This window comes from Moorena sp., from assembly GCF_982860115.1.
This window is the reverse complement of sequence record NZ_CEYLVT010000067.1, coordinates 16,623-32,919: the sequence shown is the minus strand read 5'-3', so window position 1 is coordinate 32,919 and position 16,297 is coordinate 16,623. Positions and strand designations below refer to the sequence as shown.

Here is a 16,297-nt window from a genome sequence, read left to right as displayed (position 1 = left end):
TTTGTGCGATGGCCATAGCTTAAACTTCATGCACTTTTTGTCTGATAGTATGATACATTGCATCTCTTGCTAGATATCCATTCTGGGCGTTATCGCCGTACGCGATGAAGCGTTCGCGAAGCGTGGCCAAAGGCCTCAGCTTCCGCCAAAGGCGATCGCAAAGCGTGAGCAAAGCTTAATCCTGGTGTGAACGATCTCCCCCTAAAAAGACTCATAATAAACAGCCTAGGCAAGGCCCCCTTAGAGCTGATTCGTAAAGTAAATCTTAACAAGTCTGAAAGCCTTGCTATGATAGTCTTTTCGGTATTAAATAGTTCAATTGTTCTATTTTAGCGCAAGCCTTATCCTACAAGGTTTAGTGCGAGTTTACGAATCAGCTCTAAGGAAGTATGTTCACCACTCAAATCAAAATGCTATATGACTAAGCCATTTCCAGGGATGAATCCCTACCTTGAACAACCGGAATATTGGTCAGATTTCCACAACCAATTGGTGGCGGCTTTGGCTAGAGCATTAATTCCGAAACTGCTACCTAAATATCGGGTAGTCACGGATAAGTGGGTTTATAAGATTGCTGGCTCAACCAAGATTGCCATTGGTAGACCCGATGTTACGGTTCAACAAAGCCGAGATGCTTCAGCTGCAATGGCTACAGCAGTTGCGGTATCTGAACCGTTAGTTCAACCGATTAAGGTAGCTGTGCCTTTACGAGAAGAAGTCCGACAATCCTACATCGAGGTTAAAGATGTAGCCACTAAGGAAGTGGTGACAGCGATTGAAGTTATCTCCCCTGCCAATAAACGAGCAGAAGGACGTCAGAAATACGAAGCCAAACGGCAGCAGATATTCGAGAGTATGACTCATTTGGTCGAAATTGACCTGTTGCGAGATGGGGAACCCCTGCCTGTTTCTAATAGCAGTAATCCGAGTCATTATCGGATATTAGTCAGTCGTTCTAATACCCGTCCCACGGCTGACTTGTACCTTTTTAATTTATGCGATCGCCTTTGGCGTGGCCTACGGCCAATCGCATTCCCTCTTTTCCGCTTCCCCTGCTTCCTGGGGATACGGAACCAATGGTAGAATTACAGACATTGGTGGATGAGCTTTATGACCAGTTAGGCTATGAGTCTTTTATTGACTATAGCAGCAATCCACCACTCCCTTGGTCTGAGGATGATGTGGAATCTTGGGTAGGAGATCGTCGAGAAAATTTGTGAATTAGGACAAGAATGAACAGCAAGATAAATGTTCGCAGATTGCAGAACCTTTGTTGTCATAATCCCAGTCTAATTCCCCGACGTGATGTTTTTACCTTAAGGTTCATAGTTATCTAGTCTTTCTAAATAGATCATCAAAACCAATCCTGATTTATCAGAACACCAAAAACTTATCTTATATCTTGACTATTATTCCCTGTTCCCTTTTTATATTAATCCTATAGTTACATCTCAACTAAAAAGGCTATATCTCAATTCCCAGGATTAACAGTTATGTCAAATCAACTAGACCCCCTACTTAAGCTAATAGTTCCACCATCGTTAGACCTCAACGTCAGTCACCAACAATTTGAACAATTAGCCACTGCTAACCGAGACCTGAGATTAGAAAGAACTGCTGAGGGGAAATTGATTGTGAATCCACCAACAGGATGGGAAACTGGTAAAAAAAATCTGAGTATTACCAGGCAATTGGGAAATTGGTATGAGGAAAATCCAGAAAAAGGTGAAGCATTTGACTCATCTACCGGATTTGAACTGCCCAATGGCTCCAATCGTTCCCCTGATAGCTCTTGGGTGTCACGTCACCGCTGGGATGCACTCACCGAGGAACAAAAACAAACGTTCCCTAAAGTTTGTCCTGATTTCGTGATTGAGTTGCGATCAAAGTCTGACAGTCTCAAGGAGCTACAGGCAAAAATGCAAGAGTATATTGAGAATGGCTTGCGCTTGGGGTGGCTAATTGACCCTCAGAATCAACGAGTTGAAATTTATCGATCAGGAGAAAAAACTGAAATTATAGATAATCCCAAGGAGTTATCTGGAGAAGCAGTGCTTCCAGGTTTCAAACTTAAATTACAAGGTATTGTAAACTGATTCCCAGGGTAAACCCATCTTACGTTTAACAGCAACTAGAAGATGCTGATCAATTCGTTATTCTCCTGCTCCAAGTTAAGGACAATTCAGCTATCAGCTAATGCGCTACGCCCACGCTACGCCAACAGCTTTTGAATCAAAGAGGTAAGCATTGGTTGCGTCGAAGCCTGTGCCACACGCGAACGAGGTTTTTTTGAAGCTGAGCTGGCCGCTGACAGCTGAGCGCTGAGCGCTGACTGCTGACGAATTCTTGATAAATTCTTGATTTTCCGGGATTAGCCTTTCTCCCAGGTTAAGGTAGTAAAGAAGCAGTTAGGAGAGTTTACGATTATGGAATCCCATGATTTTTTGATGTTAGTTCTGTTACTAAGTCCTGGTATGTTGCTTTCAGCAGTGATCATGCTCACCTTTGCTGCTGGTGGCTAAGCTCGACAAAGTCTCATCAACTACTCTTTAGCGGAAAAATTAATCAAGCCGTGGGAGATACACTTAATTGTCTTGGCTTGGGAGAAATATCTGAGTATTTCTATCAAGAGTACTTCTATCAAGCAAGAATCCCACGGCACCATGAAGCTCTAGCGCTGGACGTGTTAAATTTCCCGGATCACGGTCTGACCATCCTTAACTTCTCCAACTAGAACGAGATCGGTAACCCCAACAAATAAACCATTTTCCAGAACACCAGGAATATTATTGATAGTTTTTTCTAGCTCAGCTGGGTTATCAATGGCGTCAAATTTAACATCAACGACCATATTTCCTTGATCTGTAATCACTGGTCCAGCTTTTTTGACCCCCATGCGCAGTTCCGGTTTACCCCCTAGCTTTTCAATGGCATTCATAACTGGTGTGATTGCCATCGGGATAACTTCTACAGGTAATAGGAAGGTAGACCCCAACTGGTCAACTATTTTAGTGCTATCCACCACTACGATAAATTGTTTGGCCAGGGAATCTACAATTTTCTCACGGGTGTGGGCAGCCCCACCCCCCTTAATCAAATTTTTCTGGGGATCGACTTCGTCAGCACCATCAATCGCTACATCTATGTGATCCACCGCATCAAGGGTAGTCAAGGGAATGCCGTACTGTTTCGCCAATACTTCTGCCTGGAAAGAGGTGGGGATGCCTACAATATCCTTAATCTCTCCAGAGTTTAAGCGATCGCCTAAAAACTGAATTGCATAGGCAGTCGTTGAACCAGTGCCTAGCCCCACAATCATTCCCGACTGCACCCGCTTGGCAGCTGCTTTGCCAACTTCCTGTTTCATTAGCTTAATGGGGTCAATTTCTGCACTCATAACAACGTTAGTGATTAGTGGTTAGTGGTCAGTGGTTAAAACTTAAGTTTTAGTTCACAATTGATAATTGTAAATCGATCGGGTAACAGACGATGCAAAATTACCTGAGCTTGCCAGACTTTCCACCATAAGCGTTAAGCTAATAGGTAGTTGGTAGTGAACACACAACATTGACCGCTATCTATCAAGCTCAATGGCTTCCTGTTTCGTTGGCTTTAATTTCTTTGGTATTACTAAGCTATCGGGATCTGGCTTAAGAGACCATAAACCTATCGGGATTTGCCAGTGATCATCAACCAAAAAAAAGAAAAGACTCTCTGTCGGGCAGAATGAGTCAGATATCGAACTATTCAAGCAGTACTATCAGCAGTACTATGAGCTGGTGATTAGATCTTTTATTCAAAAATTATAATAAGCCCACGCCTCCCTGATGGGTAGGACGTAGGGCTAATCTTGCCAGAATTGCTAATCGAAATCAGTTAGATGTATCCCAACTTAAGAGTTAGTAGTTTGAGCCGATAACATTTCTTTCAGCTTTGCCAATTCATTAGCCCAACGGGGATCGGGTTGAATTCCACCGGGGTCAGATGTAGTCTGTTGATGCTTACGCTTAGACTTATTCTTGTTGTTGTTACGGCGAGGGGGGGGAGTGTTGCTGCTAGATGAAGTTGAGTCCTGATTGGGTTTTTCTTTCTCCTTAGATGCTTCTTTCTCTGGATTCTTGGATCGTGGCAGGGCTTTTTCAATTTTCAAGGCAGTATCCTTGAACATAAGACCATTGAACTTTTCAATGAATTGATCAGCCTCCTCATCCGTTGCCACCGTGACGAAGCCGAAGCCCCGACATTTACCAGTTTTACGATCTTTAATCACTTTTGTGCTAAAGTTGTCACCGGCTTCAGCAAAAATAGCTTGCAGCTCATCACGGTTTACTTCTTCTTTAGGTAAGTTACCTATGTACAGGCGAATGGACATTTAGAGATACCTCCGGGCTATAACAAAAAAAAAGGAAAAAATTGTTGACACCAGTCACTAGGGTGGATAAGGATAAATTTGAGGGACGAACACTTACCACGTCTAGACAATCTTCTGACGTACCTTACCAACCTCAACTGAACAGACGGATGTAGTAAAATCAAAACTCCTATATACCACATGATCGGAGCTACTACGACCCACACGTTGACCTTTGCTTTACCATTAGCTCCGATTCTAGTTAACAGTTTTTTACTTACTCTAATCTAATTATTACAGAATGTTTACACCATATCATGGACATAATCAAACATTCAGTCGGTTAGTGATTATAACATTGTATATTCCCAGATGAAAGTCTTAAGCTCTAAAAAATAGGTTGTGATGCCTTCCGATAAATTTCGTCACCAGTTACGTCAAGAAGCACAACAATGGCAAACAGAAGGGTTGATTGATGCTGGCCTATACGCTCAATTAGCGGAACGCTATCAATTTAGTGACCTGGAAGTAGCGGCCCGTAATCGATTCGTCGTAATTTTGCTGGTACTAGGCAGTCTTCTCTTAGGCTTGGGCATGATCACCTTTGTGGCAGCCAACTGGCAAGCCTGGTCTCGGTGGTTGAAAGTGACTTTGCTTCTGAGTGTCTTCTTCGGGATCAACATTGCTGGCTTCTATCTATGGCGAGACCCAACCCAAGGTAGGCAAAGCCGTTTGGGACAGGGTTTATTACTTTTAGGAGCCCTGACTTTAGGAGCCAATATAGCACTGATGTCCCAAATGTTCCACCAAAGTGGACCACTCTATCAGTTATACCTGATTTGGGGATTAGGAGTCTTAGCCATGGCTTATAGCCTGCGCTTGACCCTATTAGGGATGCTGGCAATGGTCTTGATTGGGTTAGGGTATGTGCAAGGAATGTCCCAGCCAGAATTTCTGGCAATCACAGAGTTGTCTTGGCTAAGGCTAATCATACAACATATGCCAGTGTTTGCGGGTTTACTGTTTATTCCCCTGGCTTACTGGTGCCGTTCACGATGGATGTTTCGCTTAAGTGCGATCGCAGTAGTTGCTGCCCTGGAATGGAACTTGATCAACTTCGAGCTATGGCCTTATCCCGGTTGGATTGCTGCGATCGCATGCGCTCTACCACCAGCCTGGTTATGGTCATACGGGGGTTTCCTGGGAAGAATTCAGTCCAACCTCCAGGAATTTAATAGCACAGCCCGCACTCTTGGGATCACCTTCCTCAGCCTATCATGTTATTTTTTGTCTTTCCACGTGTTATGGGATAGTTCCCCATCAGTCAAACCGCTAGTTGAGGTCACCTCAATACTCCTGGAACCAGCCGTGATTGATAGTGTCATTTTAGGTAGCTTAACGATCTGGGCATGGAGCAGACTGTTACCTCGAATGGACTCAACAACTAAGGTTGTGGCTATTATGATTGTGATCAGCGCCCTAGTTACCTATTGGCATCTCAGTATTGGTATTCTACCGATAATAGCTGTATTCATCTTCAATCTGCTTTTATTCCTAATCGACATCGGTTTAATCCGCGCCGGACTGGCAGAGGGGAAACGAGGTTTATTTTGGGGTGGCATGGTGCTACTGACGCTGCAAATTTTGACCCGGATGCTGGAGTACGATACTGGTTTATTAGTCAAATCCATAGTCTTATTCCTGTGTGGGCTAGGTATTATTGGTGCTGGACTATGGTTTGAGCGCTATCTGAAGTCTGAATTATGAATTATGACTTATGACTTATGACCTATGAGCATTAATTCTGAGTATTCCCGTCCTATACCAAGCTGGCGATTCTGGGTACCTCTTTTATTTCAAACTGCACTAATTATTACTGTTCCCACCCAGGCAATTTACACTACAGTGACTGGAAAAACTGTCATCCTTCAGACAGCGCCAGTAGACCCTTATGAACTTTTGCGAGGCTATTCCCAAACTCTAAGATACGATATCTCTAATCAGGACAACTTACGCAATCTTCCTGGGTGGCAAAAATTGCCCAAGGAACAACCTAATGGCAACAAGGTAACGTTTATCAAGCCTGGTACCCGTTTTTACGTAATTTTAGAAGCACCAGACTCATCCAACTCAACTCAACTACCAATACCCTGGAAACCAGTAGGCTTAAGTGCCAAATTCCCTTCCCGACTACCAGCTAATCAGATTCCCCTCAAAGGTGTTGCTAACTATGGCTCGATTGAGTACGGATTGGAAACTTACTATATGCCAGAAGACCAACGGGAACAAATTAATGAAGAATTAAATAGTGCTAGGCAAGAGAACTCTAACCGACCGATATCACCACCACCAATTGTGATGGAAATTAAGGTGGATGCTCAAGGGAATGCTTTACCAATCGGAATCTGGGCGCTGGTAAGTAAGGATTCTCAACAGCAGATTCGCAAGTATCGGTTTTAAGAGGGAATCGGGAATCGGGAATCGGTAATTGGGAATCGGGAATCGGGAATCGGGAATCGGGAATCGGGAATCGGGAACGGGGTAAATAGTGTAATTCACATTTCACCGTAGCCGACCCCTGAAAACCGCTATAGCAATCCTAAATCATTTGTAAAATCAGCAAAATCTGGGATTATTGCTGGGCAAGGGTTTTAGCGTTCACTTTGGCCAATATATTTCACGAATCATATAGAACTACTATATAATGCTTAAATTTTTATAACGCCTCATCTTATTTAGAAACAAAAAGGATATAAATTCCTATGGATAGTTGAGTCAACCATCAAAGTTACTTTGCATCAAAGGATCTAAGGTGACTTTAATGGTGACTTAATCATGAATAACTGTTAGATATATCTGGAGAAAATACGTAGCAGGATGAAAGTTTTCAGAGTTTTGGAAGTTTCTGTAATTAAGATAAGTGAGTCTCCCCTTGTACTCAGTATTCAAGCAGATGGGCTTGCTGCCACTTCTGGCTGGACAAATCCCCGGTTAGACAACTCAGCAGACCCCAATCCAGATGATTCTGTCCTAGAATTCAGTTTTGATGCTGATAAACCGTCAGGTATTAGTCTTCCAAGACTGACGCCAATCACGGCTTGTGTTGACTTTACACCGACCAATGGTGCAGATGCGGTAATTGTTTCTGCCCGAATCAATTGTATTACGGTTCATGCTGCTGAGTTCCTCAAGCCTGGCGAGTCAAGCCCTCGACCGACGACATTGGCAGTAGGAGAAGAGGAACCAACTACACGGGCACTAGGAGAGGAAGACCCTCAAGTTACTACACAGGCACTAGGAGAGGAAGAGCCTCAACCGACTACACGGGCATACGGAGAGGAAGAGCCTCGATTTACTACACAAGCTCAACCAACTACACAGGCAATAGGAGAGGAAGAACCTCAACCAACTACACGGGCATACGGAGAGGAAGAGCCTCGATTTACTACACAGGCATACGGAGAGGAAGAGCCTCAAACGACTACACTAGCATTGGGAGAGGAAGAGCCTCGATTTACTATACAAGCTCAACCGACTACACAGGCATACGGAGAGGAAGAGCCTCGATTTACTACACAGGCATACGGAGAGGAAGCTCCTCAACCGACTACACGGGCAATAGGAGAGGAAGAGCCTCAAGTCACTACACAGGCACTAGGAGAGGAAGAGCCTCAACCGACAACAAAGGCAGTAGGAGAGGAAGGACCAACAACTCTAGCACTGGGTGAAGAGAGTAGTCCATTTGGTCGGTACTAATGATTAAATCAGCAGATGGTGGATGTTTGCTTGTTGCAGGTGGGGAGTTAGATCCAAATCTGACTCGGTTGATTGAAGTTGCTCAAGGTCAACAAGTCCCGATTTGCGATTTACGCCATGGGCAAGAAGAAAGTCCGAAATTTTCATGGCATCTTACCCAAAGGCATCCCAGAGTTGAGGCTCCAGTTCTGTCTGTAACCGGAGCTTTTATTCGGTATGACGTTTTTGGTAATATTAACGCTCCGAACTCTGGGGCATCACAACGGGCATCGGGTTGGTATCAAACCCTCTATGGTTGCTTGCTATCCCAAAACCATATCCGGTTGTTCAATCGTCACCATGTTCCTGCAGTTGGCAATAAGCCAGCAATGCTGATCCTAGCGCAACAGTTAGGTTTGCAAACCCCTGATACTTGGATCACCAACGAAGCTGAGGAATTGGGAAAATATTCTGCGGGGAGTGCGATTGCTAAACCCGTTGCTGGGGGTGATTTTTGTTATTCCCTAGAGCAATTGTACTCCTCTATCCAGTTTCGTAATGGTTGTGCTGCAATGCCAGCCATTGTCCAAAATCGTTTAGTAGCCCCAGAAGTACGGATCTATGTCGTAGGGAATCATGCCTTTGCTTTTGAAATCCGTAGTCAGCATCTAGATTATCGGGTTAAACCAGATGCTGAGGTGATTCCACTTGAAACAGTTCCCCAAGAAGTAGAGTTGCTACGTAAATTAATGGTCGCTTTACAGATGGATTTTGGGGCGGCTGACTTCAAAACCGATCCACACACCAAACAACTTGTATTTTTGGAACTCAATAGTTCTCCAATGTTTGTTAGGTTCGATCAAGTTTTGAATGGGGCGCTATGTGAAGCAATGATTGAGACTTTAGTCGTTTCTTGACGATTAGGTCAGCGAAATTTTGCTTTCGATTTCTAGCTGAATTTTCAAAAACTTTAAAGAAGCTCAATTTCAAAGAGTTTTGAATTAAGAAGGTAAAATTACAAAGTCTACCTTCTTAATTCAACATTCTTAATTCTTAATTCTTAATTCTTAATTCTTAATTCTGCCTTGCGCGAACAACCCTTAATCTACCCGCCAGTTAAACGGCAAAATAGAATAAATCCCCTTCGGGTCATTCAAGGTTGTGAAAATTGCCAAATCCTGTTTTAGCTTAAGCAATTCTGTAGTTAGTGGTTCAGGTAATTGTCGGCTTGTGACCCTAACATCATTAGTCAGCTTCTCCAGAATCATTTCCTCGAAACTAGGAATTTTTGGATACTCTTCTACTTCCCAATCATTCTTTAACTTAGCTTGCTGAGCGGCATACTCAATAGCATCATTAATACCCCCAATCTCATCAACTAAACCGATCTGCTTGGCGTCTATACCTGACCAAACCCGTCCCTGAGCAATGTCTTTTACCTTGCCCTTAGGCAATTTACGTGACTCTGCTACTTTGTCAATGAACTGGTCATAAATCTGATTAACCATGGTTTGGTAGATTGCCAACTCTTGGTCTGTTTTGGGACGGACAGTACTTTGAATATCCGCTAAAGAAGCTGTTTGTACAATGTCCCAGGTCAGACCATTGTTGTTAGCTAATTCTTGGATATTAAAAAGTACACCAAAGACACCAATAGAACCAGTGATAGTATTTGGCTCAGCAAAAATTCGGTCGCTATAGGTAGAAATCCAGTAGCCACCAGAAGCTGCTACATTGCCCATAGACACAATCACTGGCTTTTCCTGACGGATCAGCCGCACTTCCCGTTGAATAATCTCAGAGGCTGTAGCACTGCCACCAGGACTATTAACCCTTAGCACTACTGCTTTAATATCTTTATCCAGCCGTAGCTCGCGCAGCTGTTTAGCAAAGCGTTCACCCCCCACTTGCTCAAGATTTCCCTGACCGTCAACAATGCTACCCTCAGCATAAACTACGGCAATTTTATGCTTAGACTTGCGATTTTTAGAGTAAGGACTTTTCGCTCTAGCGTAAGTAGCCAGCTTAATTTTCCGGAACGATTTATCCTTTTCCTTTTCTCCAGTAAGCTCTTTGAGAGTAGCAATCACCTCATCGAAGTATCCAACTTGATCCACCAAACCTTGAGTTTTGGCCTCTGATGCGATCAACATCCCTTTAGTATTAGCGATCGCTTGCAAGGTCTTGGGAGTAATCTCACGACTTTTCCCCACTGCTGTCAAAAATTCATCCCAAATATCATCTAACAATTCTCGAGTCTGTTCCCGACTTTCAGGACTGAGCTGTTTGAGCAAGAACGGTTCAACTGCGGACTTGTACTTGCCAACTCGAACTACCTGAACACCAATACCATACTTCTGGAGAGCTCCGGTCAGAAAAAGTTGGGCAGAGTTCAAGCCATTGATTTCTACAACTCCCATCGGGTTAAGAATTATCGTATCCGCAACCGAGCTAAGATAATATTCCCGTTCTCCCAAATCTACGTCATAGGCAATAATTTTTTTTCCAGCAGCTCGGAAACGCTCCAGAGCCTCCCTTACCTCCTTGAGATTTGCTAACCCAGTGTTGCCAACAGTTTTAGATGCGGATCCATCCAGGTAGAGGGCAACAATGCGTTTATCCTTAGTTGCTTTATCCAGAGTATCGAGCACTTTGCGCAAAGGGATGATATTGCTTTGTTGACCCGATAACACCTCTTCAATCACTTCACTGGTGTTTGAGGTAGGATTGGTATCGCTGATATTGACCGATAAATCAAACACCAGCACTGATTTATCTTGAACCTGTGGCCCTGTATCTTTGGATGCTACTGCAATCAGTAGAAACAGGAATCCACTAGTAGCTAAACTAAAAAATAGAATTAAACCGGCAAGACTTCCTACTAGGCTGGCCAAAGTTTGTTGGAGAAATTGACGCATTTGGTAAAGGATTAAGGATGAAGGATCAAGGATTAAGGATTCAGGATTAAGGATTAAAGATTAGGGATCAAGTATTCAGAATTAGGAATAAAGTATTCAGGATTAGGGATTAAGTATTCAGGATTAAGGGCGTTTAGCCATTCCCTATTCCCTATTCCCGTTTTCCCATTCCCTATTCCCGTTTTCCCATTATTACTATCCTAACTTTTTTAAAGCGTTGGATTGCTTGAGATCAGACAACGTAGCATTACCGGTGCAGAATAGAGCGGTAGTGATTTCTGCCATCAACAGTTGCACTAAGGCATCAACGGCATCTACTGACTCAGCTGCTGCTTGCAGGAATGGTAATGCTAGACCAGCAATATCGGCTCCTAATGCGATCGCTTTTGCCACATCCAAACCATTGCGCAATCCCCCAGATGCAATTAGGGGAATGTCGGGAGAAATGGCTCGAATACTGGTAATGCACTCAGCGGTTGGTAAACCCCAGTCACCAAAGGTCTGTCCTAACCGACGCTGATGAGCGGTTAATCCTCGCTCACTTTCTACCTTTGCCCAAGACGTGCCCCCGGCACCAGCAACATCAATAGCGGTAACACCAGCTTCCAGCAACTTCTGGGTCATAGCGGCTGAGATGCCATTACCCACTTCTTTAGCAATCACTGGTACCGTTAACTTACTGCATAAATCATTAATTTTGTCAAGTAACCCCTTGAAATTAGTATCCCCATTAGCTTGAATGCACTCCTGCAAGGGATTGATGTGCAAAATCAGCGCATCTGCTGTTAACAGGTCAACCACCTTTTGGCATTCTTCTAGTCCATAACTGTAGTTCAGCTGAACCGCACCGATGTTGGCAAATAGGATAATATCTGGAGCTTGGGAGCGCACCGCAAAGGTATGACCAACCTCGGGTTTTTCCACAGCTACTCGCTGAGAACCAACCCCCATGGCTAGTTTGTAATGTTGGGCAACCTCAGCCAGACGAAAATTAATCGTTTTTGCCTGTTCAGTACCACCAGTCATAGAAGAAATCAACAATGGTGCTCCCAAGGATTTCCCCAGAAATGTAGTAGATATGTCAATCTCACTGCGGTTTAGTTCTGGTAAGCAACAGTGAGTGAAGCGGTACCTTTCCAGTCCATTGGTATTGGCACGAAATTGAACATCTTCATCCAGACAAATCCTGATGTGGTCAGCCTTTCGCTGTTGGGTTTGGGTCATAATAATTTGGAAAATAAGAGCAATCTGATCACGATTCAGGCGCTAATTACTTTAATTAATTCCACTCCATCCCGACCATCATTATCGTTTAGATAAACCTTTACCTGTTCTTCGGCGGATGTGGGGAGTAGCTTGCCGGTAAAATCTGGACTAATCGGCAGTTCCCGATGTCCTCGGTCTACTAGCACTAATAATTTAATCGTTTGGGGTCTACCATACTCAAGCACCGCATTTAGAGCAGCACGAATGGTACGTCCTCTATAAATGACATCATCTACCAACACCACTATCTTACGATCAAGATCGAAGGGAATATCTGTTTTTGCCGGGGTGCGAATGCCAATTTGATCGAGATCATCCCGATAAAAGGTGATATCCAAGGCTCCCACTGGCACACTGACCTGCTCTAGGGTTTCAATCTGACGTCCTAGCAACTGAGCTAAAGGAACACCTCTGGTATAGATACCCACCAGTGCTAGTTTGGACAAATCACTCACTTGTTCGATCACTTGAGATGCCAAACGATTGACTGTACGGCGCAGTTCTTCAGGTGATAGGATTTCAATGGTTTGAGTAGGCATCCTGGTTAATTAAAAATTTCAGCAGGATACCCCGCCCACACTCCTATAGTTAGGCGGGGACAGGGCTGTCAAGGTTTTGAAATTATACCAGACGTTCAGCGATTACCGTGGAGCAAGAGATGAAAAGGTTCTAGCATCAGCAATTCCATTGGGAAATAAGCCTTTGTCCCGTTGATATTGCTTCAGGGCTGCCTCTGTGGCTGGTCCAAATACGCCATCTTTTAATCCTTCATAGTAGCCTAGGGAAATCAAGCGATTCTGAAGGCTATTCACTCTTGTGCCACGACTACCTCGTTTTAAGGGAGTAATGATGGTAGTAGCAACGGCAATACCAGAAGAATTGCCCCGTAGTGCTGATAAGGTACGAGAGTCAGCAATGCCATTTGCTGGCAGTTCCCGAGAAAGCTGATACTCTTTGACTGCAGTCTCAGTTAATTTACCATAGTATCCTGTTACTGGCCCTTTGTAGAATCCCAACTGTGTAAGGCGATTTTGCAGTTTTGTCACCGATTCGCCATTGCTGCCTGGTCGCAACTCAGTCACGTTGGTAAGAATATCCTTATCATTAGGATTTTTGGCTAAGTCTGACAATGTCCGAGAGTCAGCAATACCAGTCACGGGTAGTCCCCTATTGCGCTGAAATTTTATGACCCCTGCTTCAGTCAAACGACCGTAGAATCCCGTTACTGGACCGTTGTAGACTTTCAACTCCCTCATGCGCTGTTGCAGTTTGGTCACAGCAGTTCCTCTGTTACCTCGCCGTAACTGAGTGGCGGTGTTGATCGAACCACCATTGATTACGAATAAGGTGTTTTGTCCAGCAACGCCATCCGCCCGTAATCCCTTGGCTCGCTGAAATTTAATTACTGCTGCTTGGGTCATGCGCCCGTAATAGCCAGTGATCGGACCATTAAAAAATCCCAAGGTTGTCAACTTCTTTTGTAGATCGCTGACTACCGTTCCTCTACTACCGCGTTTGAGCTGTGTGTTTGTTGGTAGACGAATATCAGTACCAGCAGTTTTATATAAGGCTGCTAGGGTTTTTGGTCCAGCCACACCATCTATTGGTAGTCCCTTCTTTTGCTGAAAGATAGCAACATAAGACTGGGTTAACATGTCATAGTTGCCAGTAATCCGACCTTTATAAAAGCCAGCAGCTGCCAACTCTCTCTGAAGAGAAGTCACCTGTGCTCCACGGCTGCCTTTTTGAAGTACTTTAGCACTGGCATTAGCAGCGGTACTGAGGATGGTTAGGGCAATTGCGATCGCACTAATCTTGATCCAAGCTGAACTAGGAATAGTGGGAGTGTTTAGCCCATCCAACCATCGAATTAAACCATTATCATCTTGCCACGGAAAATTATCCGCGTCTTCATAGGACTCGGCAAGATTAACGCAGACTAAGCTTTCCATCGCTTTCCTACCAAATTTTTTTTTATGATAGCCAGTTCTCTAGCAATATTTGTATTGTGTTCATAACACTACTATCTTAATAGACATCACTCTTGCTCACGTCATCTTTAAGAGCAAGGAGACTCCCGTTATACCCGCAGGGTTAGCGGGAGACGGGGCATATAAAGTGCGGAACCTGCGTCCGCACTTTATATGCCCCTCAGGAATTGCGTCTACTTGACATCTCACACGGAATCTTTTAAAATGTGAGTATGGTTGAAAAAGCTTACCGTTACCGTTTCTATCCGACACCTGAACAGGAGACTCTGTTGAGGAGAACTCTAGGCTGTGTAAGGTTGGTTTACAACAAAGCCTTAGACGCTAGAACAAAAGGATGGTACGAACACCAAGAACGAATCAGTTACAAAGAAACTTCCTCCATGTTGACAGGATGGAAGAAACTTGATGAGTTATTTTTTCTGAACGAAGTCAGTTGTGTTCCAGTTCAACAGGGATTAAGACACCTTCAAACTGCTTTTACTAATTTCTTTGCAGGTCGCGCTAAATATCCCAATTTCAAGAAAAAACGCAATGGTGGTAGTGCAGAATTTACAAAATCGGCATTTAAATGGAAAGATGGTCAGATCTATCTTGCTAAATGCAAAGAACCTTTACCTATTCGCTGGAGTCGTCAACTGCCTATAAACTGTGAACCAACTACCGTTACAGTCAACTTAGATCCATCTAATCGATGGCATATATCAATCAAGTTCAACGACCATAGAGACTTGATTTTGCCCACGACAGATAAGCAGGTTGGTTTTGATTTGGGAATTACTAGTTTAATCACAACTAGTAACGGGGATAAGATCAGTAACCCCAAACATTTCAAAAAACTAAAGAAAAAACTGGCCAAATATCAAAAAGCTTTGTCACGAAAACAAAAAGGTTCTAATAATCGTTACAAAGCCAGATTGAAGGTAGCTAAAATACACGCAAAAATTAAGGACGCTAGAAAAGATTTTACTCACAAGCTAACTACTCAACTGGTCAAAGAAAACCAATTGATTGTGTTTGAAGACTTGGCTGTGAAAAATATGGTCAAAAATCGCAAGCTAGCTCAGGTTATCAGTGATGCTAACTGGGGAGAGATAATCCGTCAGGTCAAGTATAAATCACAATGGTATGGTCGCAAGGCTGTCTCAATTGATAGATGGTTCCCCAGTAGTAAATTGTGTTCTGTATGCTTAAATCGCGTCGAATCTTTGCCGTTAAGTATTCGTGAATGGAATTGTCCATCTTGCAATACTCGCCACGATCGCGATATCAATGCATCAATTAATATTTTGGCGGCAGGGCTTGCCGTGTCAGTCTGTGGAGCGACCGTAAGACCCGAAGAGAGTAAATCTCGGAAGGCTGGTGTGAAAAACTCCCCCAAAGGGAGAAGGAAGCAGAAACCTAAGTCGTGAGTCTTAGGAATCCCCCGCTATAATCGCGAGATTTAGCGGGGGGAGGATGTCAACCCCAGTTGCCTTCATAGGTCATAACTGCTGATCCGATCATCCCTTTACCCGATCACCCCTTTAGCTGATCACTCCTTCACCAGTTCCCAGGTAATATCTTTGATCCCAACAATGAGCAATCTTGAAGGAGTAATCTTTTAGCAATCTTTCCGGATGTAGTCCATTTCAGGCTGGATTTAAGAGTTATAACGGATGTGGTAAAGGTAAATCTCCTGGATAATTACCCTAAAAAGGTAAATCTCCTGGATAATTGCCCCCAGCTGACTGCTGGGGGTTTTTATTGTGTTTTGCGCTCTACAGTGATGCGAGCGCGGATCATCACTGTGCCAAAACCCCCTCGCTTATCAACCCAATTCTCTAGATTAATTCCAAAGGAGATGACCATGGGGAATTTTTGTTTGCCCATGGTCATCTCATATATTCTGAGTCTCTTCGGTTTTTTGAGCCCAACCATGAAATCTTTCCGGAGCTAGTCAATTTGATGCTGGATTTAAGAGTTATAACGGATTTAGTAAAGATAAATCTCCTGGATAATTGCCCCCAGCTGACTGCTGGGGGTTTTTATTGTGTTTT

Annotated in this window: 16 protein-coding genes; 8 read left to right on the top strand and 8 right to left on the bottom strand. The window is 43.7% G+C overall.

The window, feature by feature from the left end:
- The first annotated feature begins 417 nt into the window (after window positions 1-417).
- From AC4II3_RS13715 to AC4II3_RS13705, 3 genes are all read left to right on the top strand, one after another.
- A complete protein-coding gene (locus AC4II3_RS13715) occupies window positions 418-1,083 on the top strand; it encodes a DUF4058 family protein (RefSeq protein WP_488014792.1) in 666 nt (221 codons plus the stop codon).
- The gene (locus AC4II3_RS13710) at window positions 1,077-1,220 is read left to right on the top strand and encodes a DUF4058 family protein (protein WP_488014790.1); all 144 of its coding nucleotides are present in this window, start codon (window positions 1,077-1,079) and stop codon (window positions 1,218-1,220) included. The genes AC4II3_RS13715 and AC4II3_RS13710 overlap by 7 nt, the downstream gene beginning before the upstream one ends.
- Window positions 1,221-1,493: 273 nt before the next feature.
- Window positions 1,494-2,096 (top strand): Uma2 family endonuclease, encoded by a 603-nt coding sequence (locus tag AC4II3_RS13705; RefSeq protein ID WP_488014788.1) that lies wholly within the window; start codon window positions 1,494-1,496, stop codon window positions 2,094-2,096.
- 590 nt (window positions 2,097-2,686) lie between these two features.
- Here the strand turns inward: AC4II3_RS13705 and rpiA are convergent.
- Together rpiA and AC4II3_RS13695 are read right to left on the bottom strand one after the other, a co-directional pair.
- A complete protein-coding gene (gene rpiA / locus AC4II3_RS13700; RefSeq protein WP_488014786.1) occupies window positions 2,687-3,397 on the bottom strand; it encodes a ribose-5-phosphate isomerase RpiA in 711 nt (236 codons plus the stop codon).
- A gap of 495 nt (window positions 3,398-3,892) precedes the next feature.
- Window positions 3,893-4,372 (bottom strand): RNA recognition motif domain-containing protein, encoded by a 480-nt coding sequence (locus AC4II3_RS13695; RefSeq protein WP_488014784.1) that lies wholly within the window; start codon window positions 4,370-4,372, stop codon window positions 3,893-3,895.
- A gap of 384 nt (window positions 4,373-4,756) precedes the next feature.
- Between AC4II3_RS13695 and AC4II3_RS13690 the strand changes: the two genes are divergently transcribed.
- Both AC4II3_RS13690 and AC4II3_RS13685 read left to right on the top strand, forming a co-directional pair.
- Window positions 4,757-6,118 (top strand): DUF2157 domain-containing protein, encoded by a 1,362-nt coding sequence (locus AC4II3_RS13690; RefSeq protein WP_488014782.1) that lies wholly within the window; start codon window positions 4,757-4,759, stop codon window positions 6,116-6,118.
- Window positions 6,119-6,142: 24 nt separating this feature from the next.
- Window positions 6,143-6,811: a GDYXXLXY domain-containing protein gene (locus AC4II3_RS13685; RefSeq protein ID WP_488014781.1), complete on the top strand. Its 669-nt coding sequence runs from the start codon at window positions 6,143-6,145 to the stop codon at window positions 6,809-6,811.
- Here the strand turns inward: AC4II3_RS13685 and AC4II3_RS13680 are convergent.
- A complete protein-coding gene (locus AC4II3_RS13680; protein WP_293114613.1) occupies window positions 6,743-6,910 on the bottom strand; it encodes a hypothetical protein in 168 nt (55 codons plus the stop codon). The genes AC4II3_RS13685 and AC4II3_RS13680 overlap by 69 nt on opposite strands.
- A gap of 318 nt (window positions 6,911-7,228) precedes the next feature.
- Between AC4II3_RS13680 and AC4II3_RS13675 the strand changes: the two genes are divergently transcribed.
- Both AC4II3_RS13675 and AC4II3_RS13670 read left to right on the top strand, forming a co-directional pair.
- On the top strand, window positions 7,229-8,107 hold the full coding sequence (locus tag AC4II3_RS13675) for a hypothetical protein (RefSeq protein WP_488014779.1): 879 nt from the start codon (window positions 7,229-7,231) through the stop codon (window positions 8,105-8,107).
- Complete coding sequence (locus tag AC4II3_RS13670) at window positions 8,107-9,003, top strand: ATP-grasp domain-containing protein (protein ID WP_488014777.1); 897 nt, start codon at window positions 8,107-8,109, stop codon at window positions 9,001-9,003. The genes AC4II3_RS13675 and AC4II3_RS13670 overlap by 1 nt, the downstream gene beginning before the upstream one ends.
- Window positions 9,004-9,186: 183 nt before the next feature.
- Here the strand turns inward: AC4II3_RS13670 and sppA are convergent, their stop codons facing one another.
- The 4 genes from sppA to AC4II3_RS13650 all read right to left on the bottom strand — a co-directional run bounded on the left by sppA (window position 9,187) and on the right by AC4II3_RS13650 (window position 14,222).
- Complete coding sequence (gene sppA / locus AC4II3_RS13665; RefSeq protein ID WP_488010654.1) at window positions 9,187-11,004, bottom strand: signal peptide peptidase SppA; 1,818 nt, start codon at window positions 11,002-11,004, stop codon at window positions 9,187-9,189.
- A gap of 195 nt (window positions 11,005-11,199) precedes the next feature.
- Complete coding sequence (gene fni / locus AC4II3_RS13660) at window positions 11,200-12,228, bottom strand: type 2 isopentenyl-diphosphate Delta-isomerase (protein WP_488010652.1); 1,029 nt, start codon at window positions 12,226-12,228, stop codon at window positions 11,200-11,202.
- A 35-nt stretch (window positions 12,229-12,263) separates the two neighbouring features.
- Entirely contained in the window at window positions 12,264-12,809 is a 546-nt protein-coding gene (gene pyrR / locus AC4II3_RS13655; protein WP_488010650.1) for a bifunctional pyr operon transcriptional regulator/uracil phosphoribosyltransferase PyrR, read from the bottom strand.
- Window positions 12,810-12,911: 102 nt separating this feature from the next.
- Entirely contained in the window at window positions 12,912-14,222 is a 1,311-nt protein-coding gene (locus AC4II3_RS13650; RefSeq protein WP_488010648.1) for a peptidoglycan-binding domain-containing protein, read from the bottom strand.
- 251 nt (window positions 14,223-14,473) lie between these two features.
- Between AC4II3_RS13650 and AC4II3_RS13645 the strand changes: the two genes are divergently transcribed.
- Window positions 14,474-15,670, top strand: a complete 1,197-nt coding sequence (locus tag AC4II3_RS13645) for an RNA-guided endonuclease InsQ/TnpB family protein (protein WP_488010646.1) — start codon at window positions 14,474-14,476, stop codon at window positions 15,668-15,670.
- A 331-nt stretch (window positions 15,671-16,001) separates the two neighbouring features.
- On the opposite strand, the gene AC4II3_RS13640 is transcribed toward AC4II3_RS13645, so the two are convergent.
- On the bottom strand, window positions 16,002-16,178 hold the full coding sequence (locus tag AC4II3_RS13640) for a hypothetical protein (protein ID WP_490722828.1): 177 nt from the start codon (window positions 16,176-16,178) through the stop codon (window positions 16,002-16,004).
- Window positions 16,179-16,297: the final 119 nt, after the last annotated feature.

Excerpts from the sequence above, each read along its gene's own strand:
- AC4II3_RS13640 (WP_490722828.1), bottom strand. The coding sequence starts at position 16,178 with ATGGTTGGGCTCAAAAAACCGAAGAGACTCAGAATATATGAGATGACC.
- AC4II3_RS13695 (WP_488014784.1), bottom strand. The coding sequence starts at position 4,372 with ATGTCCATTCGCCTGTACATAGGTAACTTACCTAAAGAAGAAGTAAAC.
- AC4II3_RS13645 (WP_488010646.1), top strand. The coding sequence starts at position 14,474 with ATGGTTGAAAAAGCTTACCGTTACCGTTTCTATCCGACACCTGAACAG.
- AC4II3_RS13685 (WP_488014781.1), top strand. The coding sequence starts at position 6,143 with ATGAGCATTAATTCTGAGTATTCCCGTCCTATACCAAGCTGGCGATTC.
- pyrR (WP_488010650.1), bottom strand. The coding sequence starts at position 12,809 with ATGCCTACTCAAACCATTGAAATCCTATCACCTGAAGAACTGCGCCGT.
- AC4II3_RS13715 (WP_488014792.1), top strand. The coding sequence starts at position 418 with ATGACTAAGCCATTTCCAGGGATGAATCCCTACCTTGAACAACCGGAA.
- sppA (WP_488010654.1), bottom strand. The coding sequence starts at position 11,004 with ATGCGTCAATTTCTCCAACAAACTTTGGCCAGCCTAGTAGGAAGTCTT.
- AC4II3_RS13675 (WP_488014779.1), top strand. The coding sequence starts at position 7,229 with ATGAAAGTTTTCAGAGTTTTGGAAGTTTCTGTAATTAAGATAAGTGAG.
- AC4II3_RS13710 (WP_488014790.1), top strand. The coding sequence starts at position 1,077 with ATGGTAGAATTACAGACATTGGTGGATGAGCTTTATGACCAGTTAGGC.
- fni (WP_488010652.1), bottom strand. The coding sequence starts at position 12,228 with ATGACCCAAACCCAACAGCGAAAGGCTGACCACATCAGGATTTGTCTG.
- AC4II3_RS13650 (WP_488010648.1), bottom strand. The coding sequence starts at position 14,222 with ATGGAAAGCTTAGTCTGCGTTAATCTTGCCGAGTCCTATGAAGACGCG.
- AC4II3_RS13670 (WP_488014777.1), top strand. The coding sequence starts at position 8,107 with ATGATTAAATCAGCAGATGGTGGATGTTTGCTTGTTGCAGGTGGGGAG.
- rpiA (WP_488014786.1), bottom strand. The coding sequence starts at position 3,397 with ATGAGTGCAGAAATTGACCCCATTAAGCTAATGAAACAGGAAGTTGGC.
- AC4II3_RS13705 (WP_488014788.1), top strand. The coding sequence starts at position 1,494 with ATGTCAAATCAACTAGACCCCCTACTTAAGCTAATAGTTCCACCATCG.
- AC4II3_RS13690 (WP_488014782.1), top strand. The coding sequence starts at position 4,757 with ATGCCTTCCGATAAATTTCGTCACCAGTTACGTCAAGAAGCACAACAA.